This window comes from Ruegeria sp. BHSA163 (assembly GCF_059613365.1).
This window is the reverse complement of sequence record NZ_JBXWSJ010000020.1, coordinates 1-21,115: the sequence shown is the minus strand read 5'-3', so window position 1 is coordinate 21,115 and position 21,115 is coordinate 1. Positions and strand designations below refer to the sequence as shown.

At 53.3% G+C, this 21,115-nt stretch carries 25 protein-coding genes; 17 read left to right on the top strand and 8 right to left on the bottom strand.

Features of this window, described 5'->3' with window-relative positions:
• The first annotated feature begins 130 nt into the window (after positions 1 to 130).
• From AC2FNV_RS11080 to AC2FNV_RS11055, 6 genes are all read left to right on the top strand, one after another.
• Positions 131 to 817, top strand: coding sequence for a response regulator transcription factor (locus tag AC2FNV_RS11080; RefSeq protein ID WP_170479230.1), 687 nt, complete (start codon positions 131 to 133; stop codon positions 815 to 817).
• A gap of 200 nt (positions 818 to 1,017) precedes the next feature.
• Positions 1,018 to 1,443 (top strand): GFA family protein, encoded by a 426-nt coding sequence (locus tag AC2FNV_RS11075; RefSeq protein WP_496773299.1) that lies wholly within the window; start codon positions 1,018 to 1,020, stop codon positions 1,441 to 1,443.
• Positions 1,444 to 1,515: 72 nt separating this feature from the next.
• Positions 1,516 to 2,304: an exodeoxyribonuclease III gene (locus AC2FNV_RS11070; RefSeq protein WP_496773297.1), complete on the top strand. Its 789-nt coding sequence runs from the start codon at positions 1,516 to 1,518 to the stop codon at positions 2,302 to 2,304.
• An 87-nt stretch (positions 2,305 to 2,391) separates the two neighbouring features.
• On the top strand, positions 2,392 to 3,309 hold the full coding sequence (gene trxA / locus AC2FNV_RS11065; protein WP_496773296.1) for a thioredoxin: 918 nt from the start codon (positions 2,392 to 2,394) through the stop codon (positions 3,307 to 3,309).
• 26 nt (positions 3,310 to 3,335) lie between these two features.
• Positions 3,336 to 3,977 carry an LON peptidase substrate-binding domain-containing protein gene (locus AC2FNV_RS11060; RefSeq protein WP_170603240.1) on the top strand — a complete coding sequence of 214 codons (642 nt, stop codon included), beginning with the start codon at positions 3,336 to 3,338 and terminating at the stop codon, positions 3,975 to 3,977.
• Positions 3,974 to 4,159 carry a Trm112 family protein gene (locus AC2FNV_RS11055; protein WP_170479214.1) on the top strand — a complete coding sequence of 62 codons (186 nt, stop codon included), beginning with the start codon at positions 3,974 to 3,976 and terminating at the stop codon, positions 4,157 to 4,159. Before AC2FNV_RS11060 ends, AC2FNV_RS11055 begins: the two co-directional genes overlap by 4 nt.
• Here AC2FNV_RS11055 and AC2FNV_RS11050 read toward each other — a convergent pair.
• Positions 4,156 to 5,418: an FAD-dependent oxidoreductase gene (locus tag AC2FNV_RS11050; protein WP_496773293.1), complete on the bottom strand. Its 1,263-nt coding sequence runs from the start codon at positions 5,416 to 5,418 to the stop codon at positions 4,156 to 4,158. The two genes, AC2FNV_RS11055 and AC2FNV_RS11050, sit on opposite strands and share 4 nt — an antisense overlap.
• A gap of 52 nt (positions 5,419 to 5,470) precedes the next feature.
• Between AC2FNV_RS11050 and AC2FNV_RS11045 the strand changes: the two genes are divergently transcribed.
• The 4 genes from AC2FNV_RS11045 (at position 5,471) to AC2FNV_RS11030 (ending at position 11,629) form a co-directional block, all read left to right on the top strand.
• A complete protein-coding gene (locus AC2FNV_RS11045) occupies positions 5,471 to 6,799 on the top strand; it encodes an amidase (protein ID WP_170603242.1) in 1,329 nt (442 codons plus the stop codon).
• A 108-nt stretch (positions 6,800 to 6,907) separates the two neighbouring features.
• Positions 6,908 to 8,089 carry an aminotransferase class I/II-fold pyridoxal phosphate-dependent enzyme gene (locus AC2FNV_RS11040; RefSeq protein WP_170603244.1) on the top strand — a complete coding sequence of 394 codons (1,182 nt, stop codon included), beginning with the start codon at positions 6,908 to 6,910 and terminating at the stop codon, positions 8,087 to 8,089.
• A gap of 14 nt (positions 8,090 to 8,103) precedes the next feature.
• Positions 8,104 to 10,992, top strand: a complete 2,889-nt coding sequence (locus AC2FNV_RS11035) for a DNA translocase FtsK (RefSeq protein WP_496773291.1) — start codon at positions 8,104 to 8,106, stop codon at positions 10,990 to 10,992.
• Positions 10,993 to 11,032: 40 nt separating this feature from the next.
• Positions 11,033 to 11,629 carry a LolA family protein gene (locus AC2FNV_RS11030; protein WP_170603251.1) on the top strand — a complete coding sequence of 199 codons (597 nt, stop codon included), beginning with the start codon at positions 11,033 to 11,035 and terminating at the stop codon, positions 11,627 to 11,629.
• A gap of 11 nt (positions 11,630 to 11,640) precedes the next feature.
• Here AC2FNV_RS11030 and AC2FNV_RS11025 read toward each other — a convergent pair whose 3' ends face one another.
• Positions 11,641 to 12,222 carry a transglycosylase SLT domain-containing protein gene (locus AC2FNV_RS11025; protein ID WP_170479204.1) on the bottom strand — a complete coding sequence of 194 codons (582 nt, stop codon included), beginning with the start codon at positions 12,220 to 12,222 and terminating at the stop codon, positions 11,641 to 11,643.
• 60 nt (positions 12,223 to 12,282) lie between these two features.
• The gene (locus AC2FNV_RS11020; protein WP_170603254.1) at positions 12,283 to 13,164 is read right to left on the bottom strand and encodes an AEC family transporter; all 882 of its coding nucleotides are present in this window, start codon (positions 13,162 to 13,164) and stop codon (positions 12,283 to 12,285) included.
• 80 nt (positions 13,165 to 13,244) lie between these two features.
• Between AC2FNV_RS11020 and hspQ the strand changes: the two genes are divergently transcribed.
• Positions 13,245 to 13,571 (top strand): heat shock protein HspQ, encoded by a 327-nt coding sequence (gene hspQ, locus AC2FNV_RS11015; RefSeq protein ID WP_170479681.1) that lies wholly within the window; start codon positions 13,245 to 13,247, stop codon positions 13,569 to 13,571.
• 34 nt (positions 13,572 to 13,605) lie between these two features.
• On the opposite strand, the gene AC2FNV_RS11010 is transcribed toward hspQ, so the two are convergent.
• The 3 genes from AC2FNV_RS11010 to AC2FNV_RS11000 all read right to left on the bottom strand — a co-directional run bounded on the left by AC2FNV_RS11010 (position 13,606) and on the right by AC2FNV_RS11000 (position 16,207).
• A complete protein-coding gene (locus tag AC2FNV_RS11010; protein WP_170603256.1) occupies positions 13,606 to 15,183 on the bottom strand; it encodes a gamma-glutamyltransferase family protein in 1,578 nt (525 codons plus the stop codon).
• A gap of 213 nt (positions 15,184 to 15,396) precedes the next feature.
• A complete protein-coding gene (locus tag AC2FNV_RS11005; protein ID WP_367648126.1) occupies positions 15,397 to 15,846 on the bottom strand; it encodes an ATP-binding protein in 450 nt (149 codons plus the stop codon).
• 22 nt (positions 15,847 to 15,868) lie between these two features.
• Positions 15,869 to 16,207: an STAS domain-containing protein gene (locus tag AC2FNV_RS11000; protein ID WP_496773287.1), complete on the bottom strand. Its 339-nt coding sequence runs from the start codon at positions 16,205 to 16,207 to the stop codon at positions 15,869 to 15,871.
• Between the two features lie 100 nt (positions 16,208 to 16,307).
• Here AC2FNV_RS11000 and AC2FNV_RS10995 point away from each other — a divergent pair, with 100 nt between their 5' ends.
• Positions 16,308 to 17,480 (top strand): acetyl-CoA C-acyltransferase, encoded by a 1,173-nt coding sequence (locus tag AC2FNV_RS10995; protein ID WP_496773285.1) that lies wholly within the window; start codon positions 16,308 to 16,310, stop codon positions 17,478 to 17,480.
• Positions 17,481 to 17,566: 86 nt separating this feature from the next.
• Complete coding sequence (locus AC2FNV_RS10990) at positions 17,567 to 18,019, top strand: GAF domain-containing protein (RefSeq protein WP_170603262.1); 453 nt, start codon at positions 17,567 to 17,569, stop codon at positions 18,017 to 18,019.
• 38 nt (positions 18,020 to 18,057) lie between these two features.
• Here AC2FNV_RS10990 and AC2FNV_RS10985 read toward each other — a convergent pair whose 3' ends face one another.
• Both AC2FNV_RS10985 and AC2FNV_RS10980 read right to left on the bottom strand, forming a co-directional pair.
• Positions 18,058 to 18,444 carry an SHOCT domain-containing protein gene (locus tag AC2FNV_RS10985; protein ID WP_170603264.1) on the bottom strand — a complete coding sequence of 129 codons (387 nt, stop codon included), beginning with the start codon at positions 18,442 to 18,444 and terminating at the stop codon, positions 18,058 to 18,060.
• Between the two features lie 97 nt (positions 18,445 to 18,541).
• Entirely contained in the window at positions 18,542 to 18,814 is a 273-nt protein-coding gene (locus tag AC2FNV_RS10980) for a DUF1294 domain-containing protein (protein ID WP_254442521.1), read from the bottom strand.
• A gap of 106 nt (positions 18,815 to 18,920) precedes the next feature.
• Between AC2FNV_RS10980 and AC2FNV_RS10975 the strand changes: the two genes are divergently transcribed.
• The 4 genes from AC2FNV_RS10975 to AC2FNV_RS10960 form a co-directional block, all read left to right on the top strand.
• Entirely contained in the window at positions 18,921 to 19,508 is a 588-nt protein-coding gene (locus tag AC2FNV_RS10975; protein WP_170603268.1) for a helix-turn-helix domain-containing protein, read from the top strand.
• The gene (locus tag AC2FNV_RS10970) at positions 19,508 to 20,131 is read left to right on the top strand and encodes a LysE family translocator (RefSeq protein ID WP_170603270.1); all 624 of its coding nucleotides are present in this window, start codon (positions 19,508 to 19,510) and stop codon (positions 20,129 to 20,131) included. The genes AC2FNV_RS10975 and AC2FNV_RS10970 overlap by 1 nt, the downstream gene beginning before the upstream one ends.
• A gap of 4 nt (positions 20,132 to 20,135) precedes the next feature.
• The gene (locus AC2FNV_RS10965) at positions 20,136 to 20,516 is read left to right on the top strand and encodes a GFA family protein (RefSeq protein ID WP_170603272.1); all 381 of its coding nucleotides are present in this window, start codon (positions 20,136 to 20,138) and stop codon (positions 20,514 to 20,516) included.
• Positions 20,517 to 20,531: 15 nt separating this feature from the next.
• Positions 20,532 to 21,115, top strand: a 584-nt coding sequence (locus AC2FNV_RS10960; protein WP_496773281.1) for an NAD(P)/FAD-dependent oxidoreductase, incomplete at its 3' end; no start/stop codon positions are given.

Below are 21,115 nucleotides of genomic sequence, written 5' to 3'. Positions count from 1 at the left end.
CTACTCCCATCCTGACGAAATGTGAAACATTTCCTCCGCATCAGACACGAGGGCGTGAGTCGGTTGCAGCAAATCTTGTTGATTGTAACTTTTGAACGCAAGTGATGGAAAAGGTTTAGGAGGACCGGCGATGGCTCAGCTCAAGAAAATCCTGCTTGTAGATGACGACGAGGACTTGCGCGAAGCACTAAGTGAGCAATTGGTTATGACCGAGGACTTCGATGTTTTCGAAGCTTCTGATGGCCAATCCGCAATGGAGCGTGCGCGTGAGGCTATTTATGACCTGATCATTCTGGACGTTGGGTTGCCGGATACGGATGGACGTGAGCTGTGTCGCCTGTTGCGTAAACAGGGTGTCAAAAGCCCCGTCCTGATGCTGACTGGTCATGACAGCGATGCCGATACGATTCTGGGCTTGGATGCTGGTGCGAATGATTATGTGAGTAAACCCTTCAAGTTCCCCGTTTTATTGGCCCGGATCCGCGCTCAGCTGCGTCAACATGAACAATCAGAGGATGCAGTCTTTGTTTTGGGCCCGTACACGTTCAAGCCTGCCATGAAGATGTTGATAACCGAGGATGACCGCAAGATTCGTCTCACCGAAAAAGAGACGAATATTTTGAAGTTCCTCTATAGATCGACTGATGGCGTTGTTGCCCGCGATGTATTGTTGCACGAAGTATGGGGATACAATGCGGGCGTAACCACACATACACTGGAAACCCATATTTACCGGTTGCGCCAGAAAATTGAGCCTGATCCATCCAATGCTCGCCTTTTAGTCACAGAATCTGGCGGATATCGTTTGGTTTCTTGACTCGTGCTGGATTGGTTCGGATCAAAGTGATACTCTTGATGCAAAAGTGGGTTTTTCCCAACCCGCGCATGTCCGGGTTATGACATGCACCTCCCTGTTGGACTGCCGGGCCGTTTGGCCCGGCTCTTTTTTTTCACCGCACTAATCTGAACCTTCCGCAGACCATCGAGAGCTATTGTGCCTTGCTAAATGTTCTTGTAATGTTCCTCAAGATTAAAATTGGAGTTCTTGAAATGATTGATGGAAGCTGTTGTTGCGGAGCCGTTAAGTTCAATTTGAAGACCAAACCTTCTGTAATGGGTACATGCCATTGTTCTCGTTGCCGAAAAGCCGGGGCCAGTACAATTGTTTTTGTCAAAAAAGAGGATTTGAACTGGGTTGCCGGAAAAGACAAGGTTGCGACATATCAACCGGGCGCACCTTACAAGTATGGGAGATGTTTCTGTACAATTTGCGGATCTTCCTTGGGTGAAATTCTGTCAAGCGAAGACAGTTTTCCCATAGCTGCCAACGCGCTGGACAGCGACATCAGTTTGACAGTTCAGTTTCACGAATTCGTTTCGGAAAAACCCTGTTGGTATGAAATTTGTGATGATGCGCCCCAATCCACTGGGCACCCTTCATAGAAGAGCTTTTCCGATAGCACCTGATAATCTACCGCGTTAGTCTGTGCTAACTGCGACAGAGGAATCCCCCTAATGCCTTTCACACTTGCTACCTGGAACATTAACTCCGTGCGGCTGCGCGAGCCTATCGCTTTGAAATTGTTGCAAGAAGAAGCGCCAGATGTTCTGTGTTTGCAAGAATGTAAATCTCCGGTGGAAAAGATTCCTACGGAAGGATTTGCTGCGCTAGGTTATACCCACATGATTGCCCGTGGCCAAAAGGGATACAACGGCGTTGCTATCCTGTCGCGGATTCCGATGGAAGAGGTGGGCGACAAGGATTTCGCTGGTCTTGGCCATGCGCGCCATATCGCTGGTAAATTAGAGAATGGCGTAACGATACATAATTTTTACGTTCCAGCTGGTGGTGACGTCCCGGATCGGGAAGTCAATGAGAAATTTGGCCAGAAGCTGGATTACCTGACCGACATGCGCGATTGGTTCCACGCGGAAAAGCCGGAAAAATCCATACTTGTCGGCGATCTTAATATTGCTCCGCGTGAAGATGATGTTTGGTCACACAAACAACTGCTGAAGGTCGTTTCGCATACACCAATCGAGGTGGAATATCTGGCTGAGACCCAGGATGCGGGCGGATGGGTCGACATAACCCGGCAGGACATCCCCGAGGGACAACTGTTCAGTTGGTGGTCCTACCGAGCGCGTGATTGGGATGCGGCGGACAAGGGACGACGGCTTGACCACATCTGGGCCACGCCTGACATCTCTAATTCGGGTCACTCCAGCCGCGTGCTTCGGGACGCGCGTGGATGGGACAAGCCCAGCGACCATGCACCGGTTTTTGCAACGTTTGACCTTTAGACGATCAATAATCCTGCAATTCTGCCCTTGGTTTCTAGGTCTGGCGGTTGCATATAAGGCCCAAATCGAATCCAAAGAGTGATTGCCATGGATCTTCTGAACGGCGCGGACAGTACCGCAGCAACCGACCTGATTAAGGACGGAACTGAGACCACCTTTATGGCCGATGTGGTCGAAGCTTCGCAGGAAGCTCCGGTAATTGTCGATTTCTGGGCGCCTTGGTGCGGTCCCTGCAAAACGCTGGGTCCGCTGCTTGAGGAGGCCGTAATTGCCGCCAAAGGTGCGGTGAAAATGGTCAAGATCAATGTTGATGAGGCTCAGATGATTGCCTCGCAAATGCGTGTTCAATCCATCCCAACGGTTTATGCTTTCTACAAGGGTCAGCCGGTTGACGGCTTTCAAGGTGCCGTGCCAGGGTCAGAGATCAAGGCGTTTGTAGACCGCGTTATCGAGGCCGCAGGTGGCGAAAGCCCTGGCGGACAGTTAGACGAGGCGATTCAGGCTGCAGAAGAGATGCTGACGGACGGTGCAGCGGTCGACGCGGCTCAAACATTTGCAGCAATTTTGGGTGAAGACCCAAACCATTCCGGGGCATATGGCGGATTGGTCCGCGCGCATATCGCGCTTGGTGACCTAGAACAGGCCGAGGCCATCTTGAATGGCGCGCCAGCAGAAATCTCGAGTTCACCGGAAATCGAGGCCGCGCATGCGCAACTGGAACTCGCTAAACAAGCCGCTGACGCCGGACCGGTTGGTGAACTCACCGCTGTGGTAGAAGCAGACCCGGATAACCATCAGGCCCGATTCGACTTAGCCCAGGCGCTACATGCAAGTGGTGAAGTCGAAGAAGCGGTCGCACAATTGTTGGAACTGTTTCGGCGCGATCGTGAATGGAATGATGGTGCTGCCAAATCTCAGCTATTCACCATATTTGACGCACTCAAACCCAATGACCCGATCGTGTTGAACGGCCGCCGCAAACTCAGTTCGTTGATATTTGCCTAAACGCCATTCAGAGCTAGACTCGGGTTATGATGCATCCCGCCGATTTGCCGGATACCGTTTCCATTTTTCCACTGCCCGGGGCACTCCTGCTGCCGCGGGCCAGATTGCCTTTGCATATTTTCGAACCGCGTTATCTGCAGATGCTGGACGACGCTTTGAAAACAAAGGAACGTCTGATTGGAATGGTGCAGCCGAACACCTGCCAAGGTGACGAAACCAAACTTCACCAAATCGGTTGTGCCGGACGTGTGACGCAGTTTTCTGAGACTGAAGACGGACGGTATTTAATTACCCTCACAGGCATCTCGCGGTTTCGGGTTTCTTCAGAGTTGGACAGTTTTACGCCGTACCGTCGTTGTGCTGTTTCCTGGCGCGGCTTTGATCGTGATCTTGGGAAGTCAGAAACAGACGATGGATTCGACCGGACGGCATTCTTGTCTTTGTTGGAGCGTTTTTTTTCGTCCAGACAATTATCGACGGACTGGGAGACAATGAAAGACGCAGATGACGAACTGCTGGTCAATTCCCTTTCGATGCTCTTGGACTTCGACCCGGAAGATAAGCAGGCTTTGCTTGAGGCCCCCTGTTTAAGAACGCGGCGAGAAACATTAGTTACACTGATTGAGTTCGCAATGCGCGGTGGTTCCAATGAGGAAAAGCTGCAATGACCAAACCTGAGCACGCCTTTGATCGCCATATGCTTGAAGCGTTGATTTGCCCGAAAACCCATACGACCTTGCATTATGACGCAGAAAGCCAGGAACTAGTGTCAAAAGCCGCGGGTCTTGCATTTCCAATCCGTAATGGCATCCCGGTAATGCTGGTCGACGAAGCGCGTGAGCTGGATTAAATTGCCCGGCCCTGTAACAGTTTAGGAAGATCCCCGGTCAATCCAGCAGCTTCCCGCACAAAACCACGGCGCAATCCCGGCAACGATCCCACGATACCCATGCCGATGTCGCGTCCAATTCGAAGTAACGAGTTATCGTTGGAAAACAGCCTGTTGAATGCGTCAGTCGCCATTGCCAATGTGGTTGTATCGAACCTCCGCCATTCCTGATAGCGTTCCAACACCAAGGCTGAACCGATGTCTTCACCGCGCCGCCCGGCCAAAGTCAGCACCTCGGCCAAAGCGCCAACATCGCGCAGACCCGCGTTCAAACCCTGACCGGCAATCGGATGCAGGCCGTGGGCAGCGTCGCCTACAAGTGCCAATTTTTTGTCAATAAATGAGTTGGCGACAGACAAGTTGAGCGGATAGGTGAAACGATCACCTTGCAGGCGGATATCGCCAAGAAAATCGCCAAATCGCGGGCGCAACACCTGGAGGTACTCAGCTTTAGGTAAATCGTTAATTCGTTTGGCGGTTTCCGTGCGCTCGCTCCACACAATCGAACTGCGGTTCCCAGTCAGCGGTAATATGGCCAAAGGTCCGGGCGGCATAAAAAATTGATGAGCGATGCCGTAGTGGGGCAACTCATGCTCTATGGCACATACCAACGCAGTTTGATCATAACCCCAACCCGTTCTCTTAATGCCCGCCCGAGACGCTGTTCCGCTATTGCGACCATCGCAGCCAATCAATAATTTACCTTGGATAACTGCATCATCATCCAATGTTATGGCCACGCCGGCATCTGAATGGCCTTGAGCGGTGACAGACCTGCCGCTTATCCGGGTGATTGCCGCGAACCCTTGCATGGACTCCAAAAAGGCGCGTCGCAGATGCCGGTCCTCGATCATAAAACCCATCGGGCCCTCTTCGATCTCGGCATGATCAAAATGCATAAAGAATGGCGACGGGCCGAAACCTGCTTGCCCATCTGTCACTTTGATCTCAAGCATCGGTTGGGCATTCGCGACGACTTCTTCCCAAACACCTATGGCTGCCAAAAGTCGTTGCGATGCCAAGGCCAACGCGTAGGACCGGCCATCAAAGGCGGCATTCTTGCGAGTTGTCTCGGCTAAAGAGTCTATGATGGTGACCGAGTGTCCGGTTTGAGCCAACGCGAGAGCCAGGGCAGCGCCGTTCAGTCCACCACCTACGATTAAGATATCTGATGCCTCTGTCATGATCCGCAATATGCGTGCCCTTTCGGGATTGTCCATGTGCGGTCCTGTCGCTACCGTCCCGAGAAAGCGTGATTTTGGGAGTTGCAGGATGCAAGACTGGTTAACCATGACGGCATGTGATCTGGGTCGCGGAATTGGTATGGGGCAGATTGATCCACGGGACCTGACTGAAACCTATCTGGCTGCGATTGACGATCACCCACACCGAGATGCGATCTATGCGCGGGTGACCCATGATCGGGCAAGGGCCGAAGCTAAGGCTGCAAAAGAACGCGTCAAATCCGGGTTGCGGCGATCACTTTTGGATGGTGTGCCGATCAGCTGGAAAGATCTGTTCGATACGGCCGGGACTGAAACCGAAGCCGGTTCGGCCCTCTTGAAAGGACGGGTTCCTGAAGCAGACGCGCAAGTTGTGCGCAACGCAACGGCCATGGGCACGGTCTGTCTGGGGAAAACCCATATGAGCGAGCTGGCCTTTTCGGGACTCGGATTAAACCCGATTACGGGAACGCCACCCTGCGTCCACGACGAAGATGCTGTTCCCGGCGGATCATCATCTGGGGCGGCGGCTTCGGTCGCGTGGGGCTTGGCGGCAATTGGAATCGGGTCCGACACGGGCGGGTCCGTGCGTGTTCCAGCGGCCTGGAATGATTTGGTTGGTCTAAAAACAACTTCGGGACGGTTAAGTCTCGAAGGAGTTGTACCTTTGTGTCTTCGGTTCGACACCGTAGGCCCGCTGAGCAGATCCGTCGAGGATGCCGCGCAAATGCTGGCCCTGATGGAAGGCATCAATCCGACTGACCTGCGCGGCGCGTCACTGAAGGGTCGCCGATTTGCAGATCTTCAGACGGTTGCTCAGGATGATGTACGTGAGGCTCCAAGCCGAGCATACGCGGAAGCCTTGGACAAGATAAAATCTACCGGTGCTGAAATCGTGCCCTTGGAAGTGCCCGAATTAGAGGAAGCAATGGGTCTAGCTGGCGTTTTGTATACGACGCAAGCCTACGGCTTGTGGCGCGACGTCATCGAGGCGAATCCCGACGCCATGTATCCCGAAATTCTGGAACGGTTTCGAACAGGGGCCTCTTTTTCAGGACCTGATTACATTGCGGCTTGGTCAAAGCTGAAAGCATGTCGCAGTGCTTGGGATTCGGCGACAGCCAGTTTTGACGCCGTGCTTGCGCCGACGGCGCCGATTTTGCCGCCGAATCTGGAACGGTTGATGAATGATCACGAATATTACGTTACCGAGAATCTTCTGGCACTGAGAAACGCTCGGATCGGAAATCTAATGGGGTTGGCGGCCCTTACGTTGCCTACTGGAACGGCCAGCTGTGGGCTTATGCTGTTGGGTTATCCGGGTTCCGAGGAGGCCCTGTTGAGGCTTGGCGCGGCTGCGGAATTGGTGCTGGCTTGAATGCCACAATCCCCTGATTCGGAACCTCTTTGTCTGGACGAGGGCCGGTTCGATCTGTAACCTGCTAGAAAACGGGGCGAAAATGACCCCGGCATTGAGGCACTTGGCATGAATTTCCCCGAGCGGTTTTCGAACCTACCGGCATATGCATTTCCGCGTCTTCGCGCTCTGTTGGATCATCATCAGCCGGGCGGTGAGATAATTCATATGACAATCGGTGCTCCCACCCATGATTTTCCATCTTGGGTTACCGATGTCGTGATGAAAAACGCGGCTGGTTTTCAGGGATATCCGCCGAACGAGGGATCGCCTGAGTTGCGCGAATCCATCGCTGACTGGATCGGTCGCCGCTATGGGGTGACGATGGATCCCGAGGCCAATGTGATGGCTTTGAACGGCACCCGAGAGGGCTTGTACAACGCTGCTATGGCCTTGTGTCCTGAACAAAAAAACGGTCAGCAACCTATCATTTTGTGCCCCAACCCATTTTACCAAGTCTATATGGTGGCTTCGATCTCGGTGGGTGCTCAACCATATTTCGTTTCTGCAACGGCTGCGACGGGTCATTTGCCTGACTATGCCAGCCTGCCTGAAGATGTGCTGAATCGAACCGCTGTGGCCTATATTTGTTCTCCCGCAAACCCTCAGGGTGCGGTCGCGTCGCGTGATTATTGGGCTACTCTGATCAGCCTGGCCGAGAAATACGATTTTCGCATTTTTGCAGACGAATGTTATTCTGAAATCTACCGTGACAAGGCACCAGTCGGGATTCTGACTGTCGCGCAAGAGCTGGACGCAGACCCGGAACGGATCACACTGTTCAACTCGTTGTCAAAAAGGTCAAATTTGGCTGGTTTGCGGTCTGGATTGATCGCTGGCGGCGCAGAAACGATTAAGCACGTAAAAAAATTGCGCACTTATGCCGGTGCGCCTTTGCCCTTACCCCTTCAGGCTGCCGCCGCAAAGGTGTGGGCGGATGAGGAACACGTCAGGGAAAACCGGGCTCAGTACCAGGAAAAGTACGCGATCGCGGATGAAATATTTGCAGGTGTGCAAGGCTATATGTCTCCCAAAGCCGGCTTCTTCCTATGGCTTCCGGTCGATAGCGGAGAAGAAACCGCTTTGAAGGTGTGGAAGGAAACTGGGGTCCGGGTTTTACCTGGCGCATACCTTTCACAAGGTGATCCGGGGCAAAACCCGGGCGAGTCCTTTATTCGGGTCGCATTGGTGGCCCCAAAAGCAGAGTTGCAGCGCGGGCTGACCACATTACGCGACTGCATCTATACGTGAGGTACGAGGGCAAAATGGCATCATTGAACGCGCGCAATCGCGACCCCTTATTGGACAGCACCACGCAGGCTGCGATCGAACGGCGTAGCAAGGAGTTGATCGGGATTGCCTTGGTCTTGCTGGGCATGGCCGCGGCCGCGATGATCTGGTCCTATACGCCTGATGACCCAAATTGGATGGTGTCCACCGATGCGCCGGTGCAAAATTGGATGGGCCGCATTGGTGCTTCTATCGCCGCGCCATTGTTCATGATCGTCGGATGGGGCAGCTGGGGTATTGCGTTGGTGTTGATTGGATGGGGGGTTCGCTTCACCGGTCATTTTTCCGAAGAACGCGCGATTGCCCGGCTGATATTTGCGCCGATTTGGATCGCAATCGTTTCGGTCTATGCGGCAACGCTTGTACCCGGCGATGCTTGGCGTGCAACGCATAGCTATGGGTTGGGCGGGTTGTTTGGTGACACCGTCATGGGCGCATTGCTGACACTTTTGCCGATATCGTCTCAGCTAATGGTCAAAATGATGTCCTTGGCAATGGCTATCGGAATGCTGGCGTTGGGCGTATTCGTGTTGGGTTTCACCAAAGCCGATGTCAAACGCGGTTTCCGTGCCTTTTTGCTGGGTCTGGTTATGTCCTACGACCTTTTGATGAACATGCTGGGTCGTGGGGCATCGGCTACGGCACAGGCGGCTCGCGACCGCAGAGCTCAATGGGCTGAACGCAAGACCGATCGGGTGGAACCAGCACTGGCCGATTTCGAAGATGATCTTGCTTATGCGGATCCGAGTTTTGATGAACCCATGCCTGAAACATTGGAACCCACGCGGAAAACTGGATTACTGGCCCGTATGCCCGCATTGATCCGCCGCCCGGATCCGATGCCAGAGCCAGAACTTCTGGCCCAAGAACCAGTGCAAGGTTACGAAGATATGCCAGGGGAGGACCGGATCAGGTCCAAAATTTCGGCCGCAGTGCGTAGCCGCAAAGTGGCAGCAGGAGAAATGAGGCCGGAGCCAGATCCGAGTTTGCCTTTGACAAAAGGGCGCGGTCGGGGACCTGACCCTTTGATCCTGAATGCTGAGCGCGCAGGGGACTTGCCGCCAGAACCTTCATTGACATCAACTGGGCTGCCTCCTGAGCCGCCGATGACTGGTTACACTCAAGACGACTGGCAAGACCCGCACGGTGATGAATTTGGGCACGATGAAGACGATTCAGTTTTTGAAGATGATTCTGCGGCGAACCCTTCACCACGTCAGTCTATGAAAATCCCCGTTGCCGAACCGCGCAAGCCCGTGGTGGCGCAACCGGTCCGCCGCACACCCATGCCGTCGCGCCGTGCGCAGGCCGAGGCACAACCGGCTTTGTCGTTTGAAGAAAAGCACTCTGATTTTGAGCTTCCGCCCCTGGGTTTGTTGTCCAACCCTGCCAACATTCTGCGTCACCATCTGAGTGATGAGGCATTGGAGGAAAATGCTCGGATGCTGGAAAACGTCTTGGATGATTATGGCGTCAAAGGTGAGATTGTCAGCGTTCGTCCGGGACCCGTGGTTACGATGTATGAACTCGAACCCGCCCCTGGTTTGAAGGCCAGTCGTGTGATCGGCTTGGCGGACGATATCGCCCGTTCGATGTCGGCCTTGTCTGCGCGTGTTTCGACCCTACCCGGACGATCGGTTATTGGTATCGAACTGCCCAATGAGAACCGAGAGATGGTTGTGCTCCGTGAAATCCTCTCAAGCCGCGACTTTGGTGACGGGAACCAAGCCCTGCCGTTGGCGCTGGGCAAGGACATTGGTGGCGAGGCCGTGGTGGCAAATCTCGCTAAAATGCCCCACCTCTTGATTGCAGGTACCACTGGTTCCGGTAAATCAGTCGCTATCAACACCATGATCCTGTCATTGCTGTACAAGCTGACTCCGGACGAGTGTCGCCTGATAATGATTGATCCCAAAATGCTGGAACTGTCAGTTTACGATGGTATTCCGCATCTTCTGTCACCCGTGGTGACCGACCCTAAGAAAGCGGTCGTAGCTCTGAAGTGGGTGGTAGGAGAAATGGAAGACCGTTACCGCAAGATGTCCAAGATGGGTGTTCGCAACATTGCCGGTTACAACGGTCGGGTTAAGGACGCGCTGGCAAAAGGTGAGTTGTTCAGCCGGACTGTTCAAACCGGGTTCGATGACGAAACCGGTGAGCCAGTTTTCGAAACCGAAGAATTCGCGCCTGAGGCGATGCCTTATATCGTCGTAATTGTGGACGAAATGGCCGACCTTATGATGGTTGCTGGCAAGGAAATCGAAGCTTGCATCCAGCGTCTGGCGCAGATGGCGCGGGCCTCTGGTATTCACCTGATTATGGCGACGCAGCGCCCGTCGGTTGATGTAATCACCGGTACGATCAAGGCAAACTTCCCGACCCGGATTTCATTTCAGGTGACCTCAAAGGTCGATAGCCGCACCATCCTTGGCGAAATGGGTGCCGAACAACTATTGGGTCAGGGTGACATGTTATACATGGCCGGTGGTGCCAAGATCACCCGTTGCCACGGCCCGTTTGTCTCGGACGAAGAAGTCGAGGAAATCGTCAACCACCTAAAACAATACGGTCCGCCGGATTACGTCGGTGGAGTCGTGGATGGTCCGACGGAAGAAAAGGCTGACAACATTGACGCCGTTCTTGGGCTGAATACAGGTGGAAATACGGGTGGAGAAGATGCCCTTTATGATCAAGCGGTGGCCATTGTGATCAAGGATCGCAAATGCTCGACCTCTTACATTCAGCGAAAACTCGCCATTGGTTACAACAAGGCAGCGCGGCTAGTAGAGCAAATGGAAGACGAAGGTGTTGTTTCCTCGGCAAATCATGTCGGTAAACGCGAAATCCTCGTACCCGAGCAATAAGATATTCCATATCAAGGGTAGAGCGCCTATCTGTTAGAGCATGAAACAGATAGCCTTTGCCTTAGCTTTGACGCTGGCCGCACCGACAGCCTGGGCTGCTGATAAGCTGCCGCTGTCGCAGATATCCAATTACCTGAACAGTCTGAATACCGTTCAGACGACTTTTACTCAGGTGAATGACGACGGAACGCTGAGTACCGGAAAGCTGTGGCTGCAGCGGCCAGGTAAGATGAGATTCGAGTATGATGCGCCGAACGATGCGGTTGTTCTGGCACGTTCCGGATCGGTTTTAATTTATGATGCAAAGTCCAACCAGCCGCCGGAGCAATATCCGCTGCGGCGCACTCCTTTGTCCTTAGTTTTGGCAAGGAACGTTAACCTAGGACAAGCAAACATGGTGGTCGGTCATGAATTCGATGGGACAGCCACCGTGGTGACAGCGCAAGACCCCAAAAACCCGGAAAACGGTCGAATCGAACTGATGTTTACGAGTGATCCGATTGAGCTGCGCAAATGGGTGATACACGACAATGCCGGTACCCAAACCACAGTTCTATTGGGTCCGCTTACAGAAGGTGGCAGACTGGATCAAAGCCTGTTTTCTGACAACAAAAAACGCGGATCAGACGATCGCTGATCCGCGCGAATTCAGTAGCGGCAACCTGCTAGTTGCGACTGATAGAGCTGCGCACGCGCGTCCACGTCACTTGCCACGTTCAACAACCAGGACTTCTGATTGTAGCTGCCGCGTGAAAATCCGTTGTGGCCTTCGTGGTATGCTAAGTATTGGTTACGCGTGTCGCTGGGGTGGATACCGTTCCGCTCATAGCTTTTGTTCATGTACCAGCCGATGAAATCTGAAGCATCGCGAATACGGTCACGTTTTGCGCGGCGCTTGCCAGTTTCTTGCCTGTATTCATCCCAAGTGCCGTCCAGGGCCTGACTGAAACCATAGGCACTGCTTTGACGTCCCATTGGTATGACGCCCAGTACGTATTTATGCGGTGTTCGCGCATCGTGTTTGTAGCGGCTTTCCTGATAGATCGTCGCCATCTGAACGTGAACGGGCACGCCCCATTTGCGTTCCGTTTTTTCAAATGCTTTGATATAGTCCGGCCGCTCACGTGCAATACTGCACGCGTCGTTCAATCTGCTGGGCGGCTTGTTCGACCCGCCCCCACAGGATGCCAAAAAAAGCACCCCAAAGAGTACGAAAAGAATTCTGCTCATGTGCCTCGTGCCTTTTTTCTTTATTCTAGCAAAGATTGAAGGCCGAGGAAATCACAATCGTTACAGAATAACCGCCAGAATAATAGGCAATGCCGCGACGGACAGGGCTGTCGATACCATGACCAGCCCGGCGACGGCGTCTGCGTCCGCCTTAAACCGTTCGGCGAGAAGATACGATGTCACGGCAACTGGGGTGGAGGCTTGTAAAACCAAAACACCGAACGCAATCGGTTCCAAATTGAAAACTTCGGCCAGAACCCAGCCGAGGACAAAACAAACCATCAGCTTCAAACCCGAAATCCAGATTGCTTGTCGCAACTTCTTCGTTGTCAGGCGTGCCACAGCTACGCCTAAGGTAATAAGCATTAGTGGGATCGCCATTTGCCCCAGCAGATCAAGCGTGTTCGTCAGAAATAACGGAGTTTCCCAGTCGCGCCAGAGAAACACAGCACCAAGCAGTGTGGCCCAAACCATCGGCTCGCGCACCGCTTTGCCAAAGGCACCTTGTCCCGCCACCAGATAAATTCCGTATGTGAAGGAAAGCAAAACGGTAACTGCCAGAAAAATAACCGCGTACCCCAGACCGGCTTGACCGAATGCAAATATGCACAAGGGCAGCCCAAGGTTTCCGGTGTTCCCAAAAATCAGGGGGGCGAGGTAAGTGCGTTTTTCAAGACCACTTATCCTTACAAAAACCCAAAACACAGCAGCTAATGCTACATGTATGGCGATTGAAGCGAGCGTAAACACGGTCAGATCCCCGCTGGGGATGTTTGTCTGCATCAATGCGACAAAGACAAGACTTGGTAGCGCAAGCGTAATTCCCAAGCGCGTTACAAACTCCAGACGATATTCGAATCCCAGTTTGACCCACGCAAATCCGATCCCCGCCAACAAGAAGACAGGGGCCACAATTTCGAAGACTGTAGTTAAGAGGTTCACAGACTGTTTCCCGGAAAATGTGATCAAGGATTGGCATTTCAGTTCGGAAAGTTGTAGTAAATACTTTGGGGGCTGAAACAATGTTAAAGACACAAGCTAAGTACCGCCTGGGCCAGGTGGTTCGACATCGCAGACATCCTTTTAGAGGGGTGATTTTTGACGTGGATCCGGAATTCGCGAACTCGGAGGAATGGTATGAGGCCATCCCCGAGGACAGCAGGCCTGTGAAAGATCAGCCGTTCTACCACTTGCTGGCGGAAAACGATCAATCCTTCTATGTTGCTTATGTTTCAGAACAAAATTTGATCGAAGACCAGTCCGGTGAACCTGTGGACCACCCCGATATTCCAAATATGTTTGGCCCTTTTCAGGACGGATCTTATCCGCTGCACTTTCAATTAAATTGATCTTTGAGCTTTAATGGCCGAAGGGCCTAAGCTGTCAAAATCCAAGGGCGCAACCGTCCTTTCGCGGGTCGCTTGCGCCTTCCAGAACCCCGTCGTCGCGAATTCGTATCGCCTGGGCGCCCCCAAGCGGTGTTTTGGGAACTTCAACATTGTGGCCCATGTCCGTCAATTGTAGCCGAACACTGTCAGGGTAGCCTCGCTCGACTTTCAGAATGTTTCCATCGGCAAAGGCACGCGGTGCGTCCACGCTGTGCTGAACGTCAAAGTCAAAATCGGTGAGGTTCGATAGAAAGCGCGCATGACCCGTTGGCTGGTAAGCGCCTCCCATAACACCAAAGGGCATCAAAACCTTGTCGTCGTTGCGCACCATACCGGGAATGATCGTATGCATCGGTCGCTTTCCACCGCTAAGTTCGTTTGGGTGTCCGGGTGTCAGAGTAAACCCTGCGCCTCGGTTCTGAAATAAGATACCGAATTTCTCGGATGCGATCCCCGAGCCAAAACTGTGGTAGATTGAATAGATCAGCGACACCGCCATGCGGTCCCGGTCGACCACGGTGATATAGACTGTATCTTTATGTATCGCCTCGGTAAGCAGGGCCGGGGCCGGCATGGCACGTTTGGGATCGATTAGTGCTGCCAGTCGCGCTGCAGTTTCAGGGGCCAAAAAATGCTCGATTCTCGCTGAATAGTCGGGATCGGCGATAAATCGATTACGTGCATCAAAGGCAAGTTTGGTGGCTTCAGCCTCCAGGTGCAGGCGTTCTGTGCCCCATGGGTCCATCATTGACACATCGAAGTGGCTCAGAATGTTCAACAGCAAAAGCGCTGTGGCTCCTTGACCATTCGGGGGATGTTCTAACAGTTCGAACCCACCATATTCGGTGCTGACCGGTACAGTTTCATCGCATTGAACAGAGACAAAGTCTTGGACCTGGTGTTTGCCACCTCGCGCGACTAGCGCGTCAACCATATCCTCGGCAACTTCTCCGGAATAAAACGCATCGCGCCCATCGCGGGCGATTCGGCGCAAAACCTCTGCCTGCTTTGGTGCACGAAATAACTGACCAACCTTTGGAACGACGCCGTCCAGAAGATAGTATTTGCGAGCGACGCCCTGCAAAGTTGTTTCGGCTTGGGTCCAATCGAAGGCGACGCGTGGGGCTACGGGCACGCCTGTTTCGGCGTAGTGAATGGCTGGTTGAAGGATTTCATCCAAGCCAAGCCGCCCTTCGGTCTTGGATAGGTGGCAAAATGCATCCACAGCTCCGGGGATAGTTACGGCATCGGGTTTCGACAAAGGAACCGAAGTCATTCCGCTAACCCGCAAAGTCTCAGCATTTGCACCCGCAGGTGCCCGGCCTGAACCATTTAACCCGCGTACCGTGTTTTCGCCTGCACGGTTGAACAGAACAAAGCAATCCCCACCTAGGCCAGTCATCTGCGGTTCACAGATGCCCAACAAAACGGCGCCGGCGATTGCGGCGTCCATCGCATTCCCGCCACGAGCCAGAATGTCCAATGCCACTTTGGCCGCCAACGGATGCGATGTGGCACACATCCCCTCAGTCGCCAGAACTGAGGATCGGCCCGGCAAATGCAAGTCACGCATGAAGTCATTCCCTTTCGTATCGGGCACACACTAAGACCGCGAAGAGGATTTTCCAATGATGTCGGGGGAGAGAGGTCCTCGGCGCCGTTCACTGGGTGGGGGCTGTGACGCTTGGCGCCGAGGGAAGCTATCTGAGCTACACCTTATTAATCGCGTTCGTTTGCGGCGCGACAATGGTGCGATCTGGGCGTTATTGTGACCATTTGAGGCCATTCAGGCTGATTTTGGGAAGTCGAACCAAAGGCTCAGCCGATTGTATCCTTTATGCCTTTCGTATTTGATTTTACTGGCCAGCTGGTGAATCAGGAACCAACCGAACCCACCTTCAGGCAAATCCTGCCGAATGTTCCCAATCACAGGTGGTTTTCCGTCAGGTGGTTTCAGTCCTGGCATCGGATGACCAGTGTCCTCGATACGAACCTCCAGCGTTTCCCGGCACATCATGCAATTAATATGTACTGTTTCTGGTGGCATGCCGGCATAGGCATGTTCCACTACGTTGTTAATTGCCTCTGCCAGAGCGATTTTGACATCGTCGGCGCGCGCCGCAGGCAATCCATGTGCCGTCAGTTGGTTACGTAGCTTTGCGATGCCAACACTGGCTTCGACCTCGGTCGCCGGGAAGCTTAGTTCCATGCTGTCTTGTTCGCAGTTATGCTTCACGACTCCCCACTCCTGACAGAGGTCAGTTTGAACCTGCCGACAGAGCTTCGTCCAAAGAATTAAAGAGTTTGAACACGGTATCCATGCGGGTCAATCTGAAGACTTTTTCAACAACAGGGTGCAGGCCTGCCAGATCAAGCCGACGTTCGTCACCCAATTGCTTCATCGACGCTACGATGGCCCCGAGTCCGCTGGAATCAATAAATTCCATATTGGATAAGTCCAAAATAACGCGTCGGGTGTCATTTTCGGTTTCCGCGCGCATGTCTTCTTTGAACTGGATGGCCATGGCGGCATCGATGCGGTCGCATTGGACAGTGATGATCTGCGTGCCTTCGGTCGTTCTGCTGCTGAGCCCCATGGATACCTGCCCTTTTGTTGGTAGCGGATCGTAGAAATACGCTAGACGGCAATTCTTACCATTCGGTATCCAAGAAGTGAAAATCGGAGGGAGGCATCAAATGAAAGACGTAGTGATTGCAGGAGCCGCGCGAACACCAATGGGTGGGTTTCAGGGCATGTTCGAAGGTGTCCCTGCGGCTGAACTGGGCGGGACTGCGATCCGCGCAGCGCTGGACGATGCTGGCGCACAGGTCGTTGACGAAGTTCTGATGGGTTGTGTTCTGCCTGCCGGGCAGGGTCAAGCCCCAGCTCGTCAGGCTGGGTTTGCAGCTGGTCTGACGGAAGAAGTCCCCGCGACGACACTGAATAAAATGTGTGGTTCAGGAATGAAGGCGGCCATGATCGCGTTTGACCAGATCGCGCTGGGACAGGTCAAAACGATTGTCGCCGGCGGAATGGAAAGCATGACGAATGCACCCTACCTCCTGCCCAAAATGCGCGGCGGTGCGAGGATCGGTCATGGTCAGGTCGTTGACCACATGTTTCTTGACGGACTGGAAGATGCATATGACAAGGGCCGGTTGATGGGAACCTTTGCCGAAGACTGTGCCGAGTCCTATCAGTTCACGCGCGAGGCGCAGGATGAATATGCCTTACGTTCCCTTTCAAACGCATTGGCCGCGCAAGAAAGTGGTGCCTTCGACCGTGAAATTTCCCCAGTGACCGTACGCTCAAGAAAGGGTGACGTCACGATAGATTCGGACGAACAACCCAAATCAGCACGGCCTGAGAAAATTCCCACGCTGAAGCCGGCTTTTCGCAAAGACGGAACGGTGACGGCGGCCAATTCCTCGTCAATCTCTGATGGTGCCGCAGCGTTGGTTCTAACCTCGGCGGAGACGGCAGAAACCAGTGGGCTAAGTGTTCGCGCACGTGTTCTTGGACATGCCAGCCATGCGCAGGCACCAGGTCTATTCACCACGGCACCAGTTCCGGCAGCAAAAAAACTTCTGGATCGCATTGGCTGGGACAAAGAGGACGTGGATCTATGGGAAGTCAACGAAGCCTTCGCTGTCGTCCCAATGGCCTTTATGCACGAAATGGGCCTGCCTCGTGACATAGTTAATGTGAACGGAGGTGCTTGTGCACTGGGTCACCCGATCGGAGCGTCCGGAGCCCGGATTATGGTAACCCTGCTGAATGCCTTGGAGTCGCACAACCTCAAGCGAGGCGTTGCCGCCATCTGCATCGGTGGAGGAGAGGGCACAGCAATTGCAATCGAACGCGTTTGACGCGTTAGGGGATACAAAATAATGCGGTACGATTGGCGCAGCACAATCGGAGCACTGCGTCCCGGATTTTTGAAACTGAGTGCAATATGATAGTTGACTACGACACTTTGGCTAAGACCATAGCCGCTCTGACGGATGGTGAGTCCGACCAGATCGCCTTGATGGCAACGATCTCATGCGAAGTGCATCACTCTGATGACCGTTTCGACTGGACTGGGTTCTATCGCGTCACTGAACCGGAACTGCTGAAAATCGGCCCTTATCAGGGTGGGCATGGATGTTTGGTAATACCGTTTGATCGGGGTGTCTGTGGTGCGGCGGCACGAACTGGAAAGGTGCAACTTGTAGCGGACGTAGAGGCCTTTCCGGGACACATCGCATGTGCATCGTCGACGCGATCCGAGTTGGTTATACCTGTGCAGAATTCAGAAGGGGACATCATCGCCGTGTTCGACATAGACAGCGACCAACCAGATGCTTTCACTGAGCAGGATGCCCGGTCACTGGATTTGATTCTCAAAGATGTCTTCGCAAGGTGAAATCCGGCAGCGCAATTGCCCTGCCGGTTTTCGTTTGTTTATCCCAAAATTTTGGCTTTTTGAGAGGCGAACTCTTCTTCGGTCAGGACGCCCTTTTCCTTTAACGCCGAAAGGCGTTCAAGTTCGTCGGCCGCTGAAACTGAAGCCACAGAGCGGATGTAATCCTTTTGCGCCTGTTCGATGTCATTCATTGCTTGCACATTGTGTTCATGCATCTTGTCGCCGCGTACGATCAGGTACGCCAGGACACCGAGCCACGGGATCAGAATCACAAAAGCGATCCAGACGGCCTTGGCAAATCCACTAAGGTCTTTGGAGCGAAACACATCCGCGACCACGCTTATCATTACCCAGAACCAAGCGACCATCAGGAACAGCCAGAAGATCGACCAAACTATGTCAAAAAACCCGATACCATTGTCCATTTTTCATCCACCCCTCTATTGAGCATTGAAATCCCTGAAAACACAGAGATCACGCCATTGTAACAGCCGCTGCGCGCGATGGGGAAAAATACGGCAATCAACTGATTTGGGGCACGCCCTGAGTAATTAGTAGGAAGACCGCCGCGCCTTGAAGGACAACTATCATTAACAGAATCGCGGAGAATCCGCGTTTTCGTGTTTTGTGGGAGAAAATCCAACTTCCCAACAAAGCGGCCAAACTTCCTCCGACGGCTGCCAACAATAACAAACGTTTTTCGGAAACTCGCCGTTTGCGGCGAAGGGCACGTAATTTATCAAAGCCGAAAGCTAATAATGTCAGGCAGTTGATCGCCCACAGATAGGTTATCATAATCCACATACGCGACGCTTAGCTGCGGCAACCCGCGACTGCAAATGAAAAAAAGCTTGGATTTTTCAGCATTTCGCGCCATCGTGAAATTAAGCACAGTTTTTTCATGAGATTCGGAAAGCCGGTGAATAGTCAAGCGCCTCAAAAAGCGACACTCGGGGCTGACATCCGCGCCCTGCGAAAGGCGCGTGGTTTGACGCTGACCGAGATTTCGACGCGCTTGGAACGGTCGGTTGGTTGGTTCAGTCAAGTAGAACGAGATTTGTCAGATCCTTCGATTTCGGATCTGCGCCAGATCGCGGAATGCCTAGATGTCCCAATGTCGATGCTTTTTGCCCATTCGGCTGCGCCAGCAAACGAGCAGGGTTATGTCGTTCGGTCAGGTACGCGTCGGCCAATGGGTTCGGGAAAAGAAGGACTAATCGAAGAATTGCTCTCTCCGGACCTAACTGACGATTTTGAAATGGTGCATTCTACCTTTGAGCCACATTCCAGAATGCAGACCCCGGCTGACAGGCCGACGCAGGAAGTGGGATACATGGTGTCCGGCCGTCTTGATTTGACTATCGGACAGCATCGCTTCACCGTTGGGAGCGGCGACAGTTTTCGAATAAAAAATGAACCTTATCGATGGGAAAACCCTTATGATGAGCCCGCTGTCGCAGTCTGGGTTATCGCGCCCCCGGTGTATTAATGAGTTTTGATGCCTGGACGATATTTGCGCTGTTCTGGGTGGTATTTGTTACGACCCCCGGGCCGAATGCAGTAAATTGTATATCGAATGGGATGAGCTTGCCCTTTTCAAAGGCCATGCTTGGGGTACTGGCGATCCTGACACAGGCTAGCGCGTTTTTGGTCCTGTCGGCGGTGGGTATTACCGCCCTGATTGCGGCCTCCCCAACTGGTTTTTTTATCGCCAAACTTGTTGGAGCGGGATTTTTGATCTGGGTCGGCATACGCGGTTGGATGAACGCGACTAAGCCCGCACCAGCCAGCGAACGACCCGCACGGCATGTCTATCTGCACGCGTTGGCGGTGGCGACGATAAACCCCAAAAGCGTTGCAGGATATCTTGCCGCCTTTTCGCAGTTTGTGCAGCCGGACGTCCCAATCTGGCAGCAGATGGTGGTGATCATGCCCACCGCTCTGGTCATTACAACGCTCAGCTACACGGGGTTTACTTTGCTGGGCGCTTTGATGGGCAAGGCAGCACTAGGAGCGGTGTTCAACGTCTGGGTCCGCCGGATAATGGCGGCCTGCTTTATTTCATACGGCGTGTTGCTGGGTGCCAGTTCCGCGCCAGCAACAAGGGGGTAGCTTCATGCACAATGGATCTTGCCTGTGCGGCGCGGTTGCGTTCACGATTGACGGAAATCTATCGCCACCGTCAGTTTGCCATTGTGGTCAATGCCGCAAGCAATCTGGTCATGTCTGGGCCTCGACCTGGACTGATCAAAACAACCTGAACTTTACCGCCAATGACACGCTGCAGTGGTTTTGCGCATCAGACAGCGCTAGACGCGGTTTTTGCAACGCTTGTGGCTCGTTCCTGTTTTGGCAGCACAATGACGAGGACACGATTTCAATTTCCATGGGCGCGCTTAGCGCGCCTACGGGCCTAATGCTCTCAAAGCACATCTTTGTCGCCGATAAGGGCGATTATTACGACATCACGGACGACTTGCCCCAACGGGCACATTAACAGGGATCAAAAGCAATGAGTGATTTTCCGACAAAAGCCCGCGTGGTTATCATAGGTGGCGGAGTAGTGGGGACTTCTTCGCTGTACCATCTGGCCAAGAAGGGTTGGACAGATTGCGTTCTGCTGGAAAAGAATGAGTTGACCGCAGGCTCAACCTGGCACGCGGCTGGCAATGTGCCGACTTTCTCGACCTCATGGGCGATCATGAACATGCAGCGGTATTCGACCGAGCTGTATTCACGTTTGGCTGAAGAGGTCGATTACCCTATGAACTACCACGTTTCGGGTTCGATCCGACTGGCGCACAGTAAAGAACGGATGCAAGAATTCGAGCGCGCCATGTCCATGGGCCGTTATCAGGGAATCCCAATGGAGATGTGGACGCCGGAAGAGGCCAAGGAGCGTTATCCGTTTCTTGAAACTCACGACCTTGAGGGCGTATTGTACGATCCCACCGACGGTGACATCGACCCCGCGCAGTTGACCCAGGCACTTGCCAAGGGTGCGAGGGATTTAGGCCAGAAAATTATTCGCTTTTGCCCGGCGACTGGCGTGACGCAGCATGACGATGGCACATGGACTGTTCACACGGACAAGGG

Coding starts and splice junctions, on each gene's coding strand:
- AC2FNV_RS11080 (WP_170479230.1), top strand. CDS start 131: ATGGCTCAGCTCAAGAAAATCCTGCTTGTAGATGACGACGAGGACTTG.
- AC2FNV_RS11075 (WP_496773299.1), top strand. CDS start 1,018: ATGTTCCTCAAGATTAAAATTGGAGTTCTTGAAATGATTGATGGAAGC.
- AC2FNV_RS11070 (WP_496773297.1), top strand. CDS start 1,516: ATGCCTTTCACACTTGCTACCTGGAACATTAACTCCGTGCGGCTGCGC.
- trxA (WP_496773296.1), top strand. CDS start 2,392: ATGGATCTTCTGAACGGCGCGGACAGTACCGCAGCAACCGACCTGATT.
- AC2FNV_RS11060 (WP_170603240.1), top strand. CDS start 3,336: ATGATGCATCCCGCCGATTTGCCGGATACCGTTTCCATTTTTCCACTG.
- AC2FNV_RS11055 (WP_170479214.1), top strand. CDS start 3,974: ATGACCAAACCTGAGCACGCCTTTGATCGCCATATGCTTGAAGCGTTG.
- AC2FNV_RS11050 (WP_496773293.1), bottom strand. CDS start 5,418: ATGGACAATCCCGAAAGGGCACGCATATTGCGGATCATGACAGAGGCA.
- AC2FNV_RS11045 (WP_170603242.1), top strand. CDS start 5,471: ATGCAAGACTGGTTAACCATGACGGCATGTGATCTGGGTCGCGGAATT.
- AC2FNV_RS11040 (WP_170603244.1), top strand. CDS start 6,908: ATGAATTTCCCCGAGCGGTTTTCGAACCTACCGGCATATGCATTTCCG.
- AC2FNV_RS11035 (WP_496773291.1), top strand. CDS start 8,104: ATGGCATCATTGAACGCGCGCAATCGCGACCCCTTATTGGACAGCACC.
- AC2FNV_RS11030 (WP_170603251.1), top strand. CDS start 11,033: ATGAAACAGATAGCCTTTGCCTTAGCTTTGACGCTGGCCGCACCGACA.
- AC2FNV_RS11025 (WP_170479204.1), bottom strand. CDS start 12,222: ATGAGCAGAATTCTTTTCGTACTCTTTGGGGTGCTTTTTTTGGCATCC.
- hspQ (WP_170479681.1), top strand. CDS start 13,245: ATGTTAAAGACACAAGCTAAGTACCGCCTGGGCCAGGTGGTTCGACAT.
- AC2FNV_RS11010 (WP_170603256.1), bottom strand. CDS start 15,183: ATGCGTGACTTGCATTTGCCGGGCCGATCCTCAGTTCTGGCGACTGAG.
- AC2FNV_RS11000 (WP_496773287.1), bottom strand. CDS start 16,207: ATGGGGCTCAGCAGCAGAACGACCGAAGGCACGCAGATCATCACTGTC.
- AC2FNV_RS10995 (WP_496773285.1), top strand. CDS start 16,308: ATGAAAGACGTAGTGATTGCAGGAGCCGCGCGAACACCAATGGGTGGG.
- AC2FNV_RS10990 (WP_170603262.1), top strand. CDS start 17,567: ATGATAGTTGACTACGACACTTTGGCTAAGACCATAGCCGCTCTGACG.
- AC2FNV_RS10985 (WP_170603264.1), bottom strand. CDS start 18,444: ATGGACAATGGTATCGGGTTTTTTGACATAGTTTGGTCGATCTTCTGG.
- AC2FNV_RS10980 (WP_254442521.1), bottom strand. CDS start 18,814: ATGATAACCTATCTGTGGGCGATCAACTGCCTGACATTATTAGCTTTC.
- AC2FNV_RS10975 (WP_170603268.1), top strand. CDS start 18,921: ATGAGATTCGGAAAGCCGGTGAATAGTCAAGCGCCTCAAAAAGCGACA.
- AC2FNV_RS10970 (WP_170603270.1), top strand. CDS start 19,508: ATGAGTTTTGATGCCTGGACGATATTTGCGCTGTTCTGGGTGGTATTT.
- AC2FNV_RS10965 (WP_170603272.1), top strand. CDS start 20,136: ATGCACAATGGATCTTGCCTGTGCGGCGCGGTTGCGTTCACGATTGAC.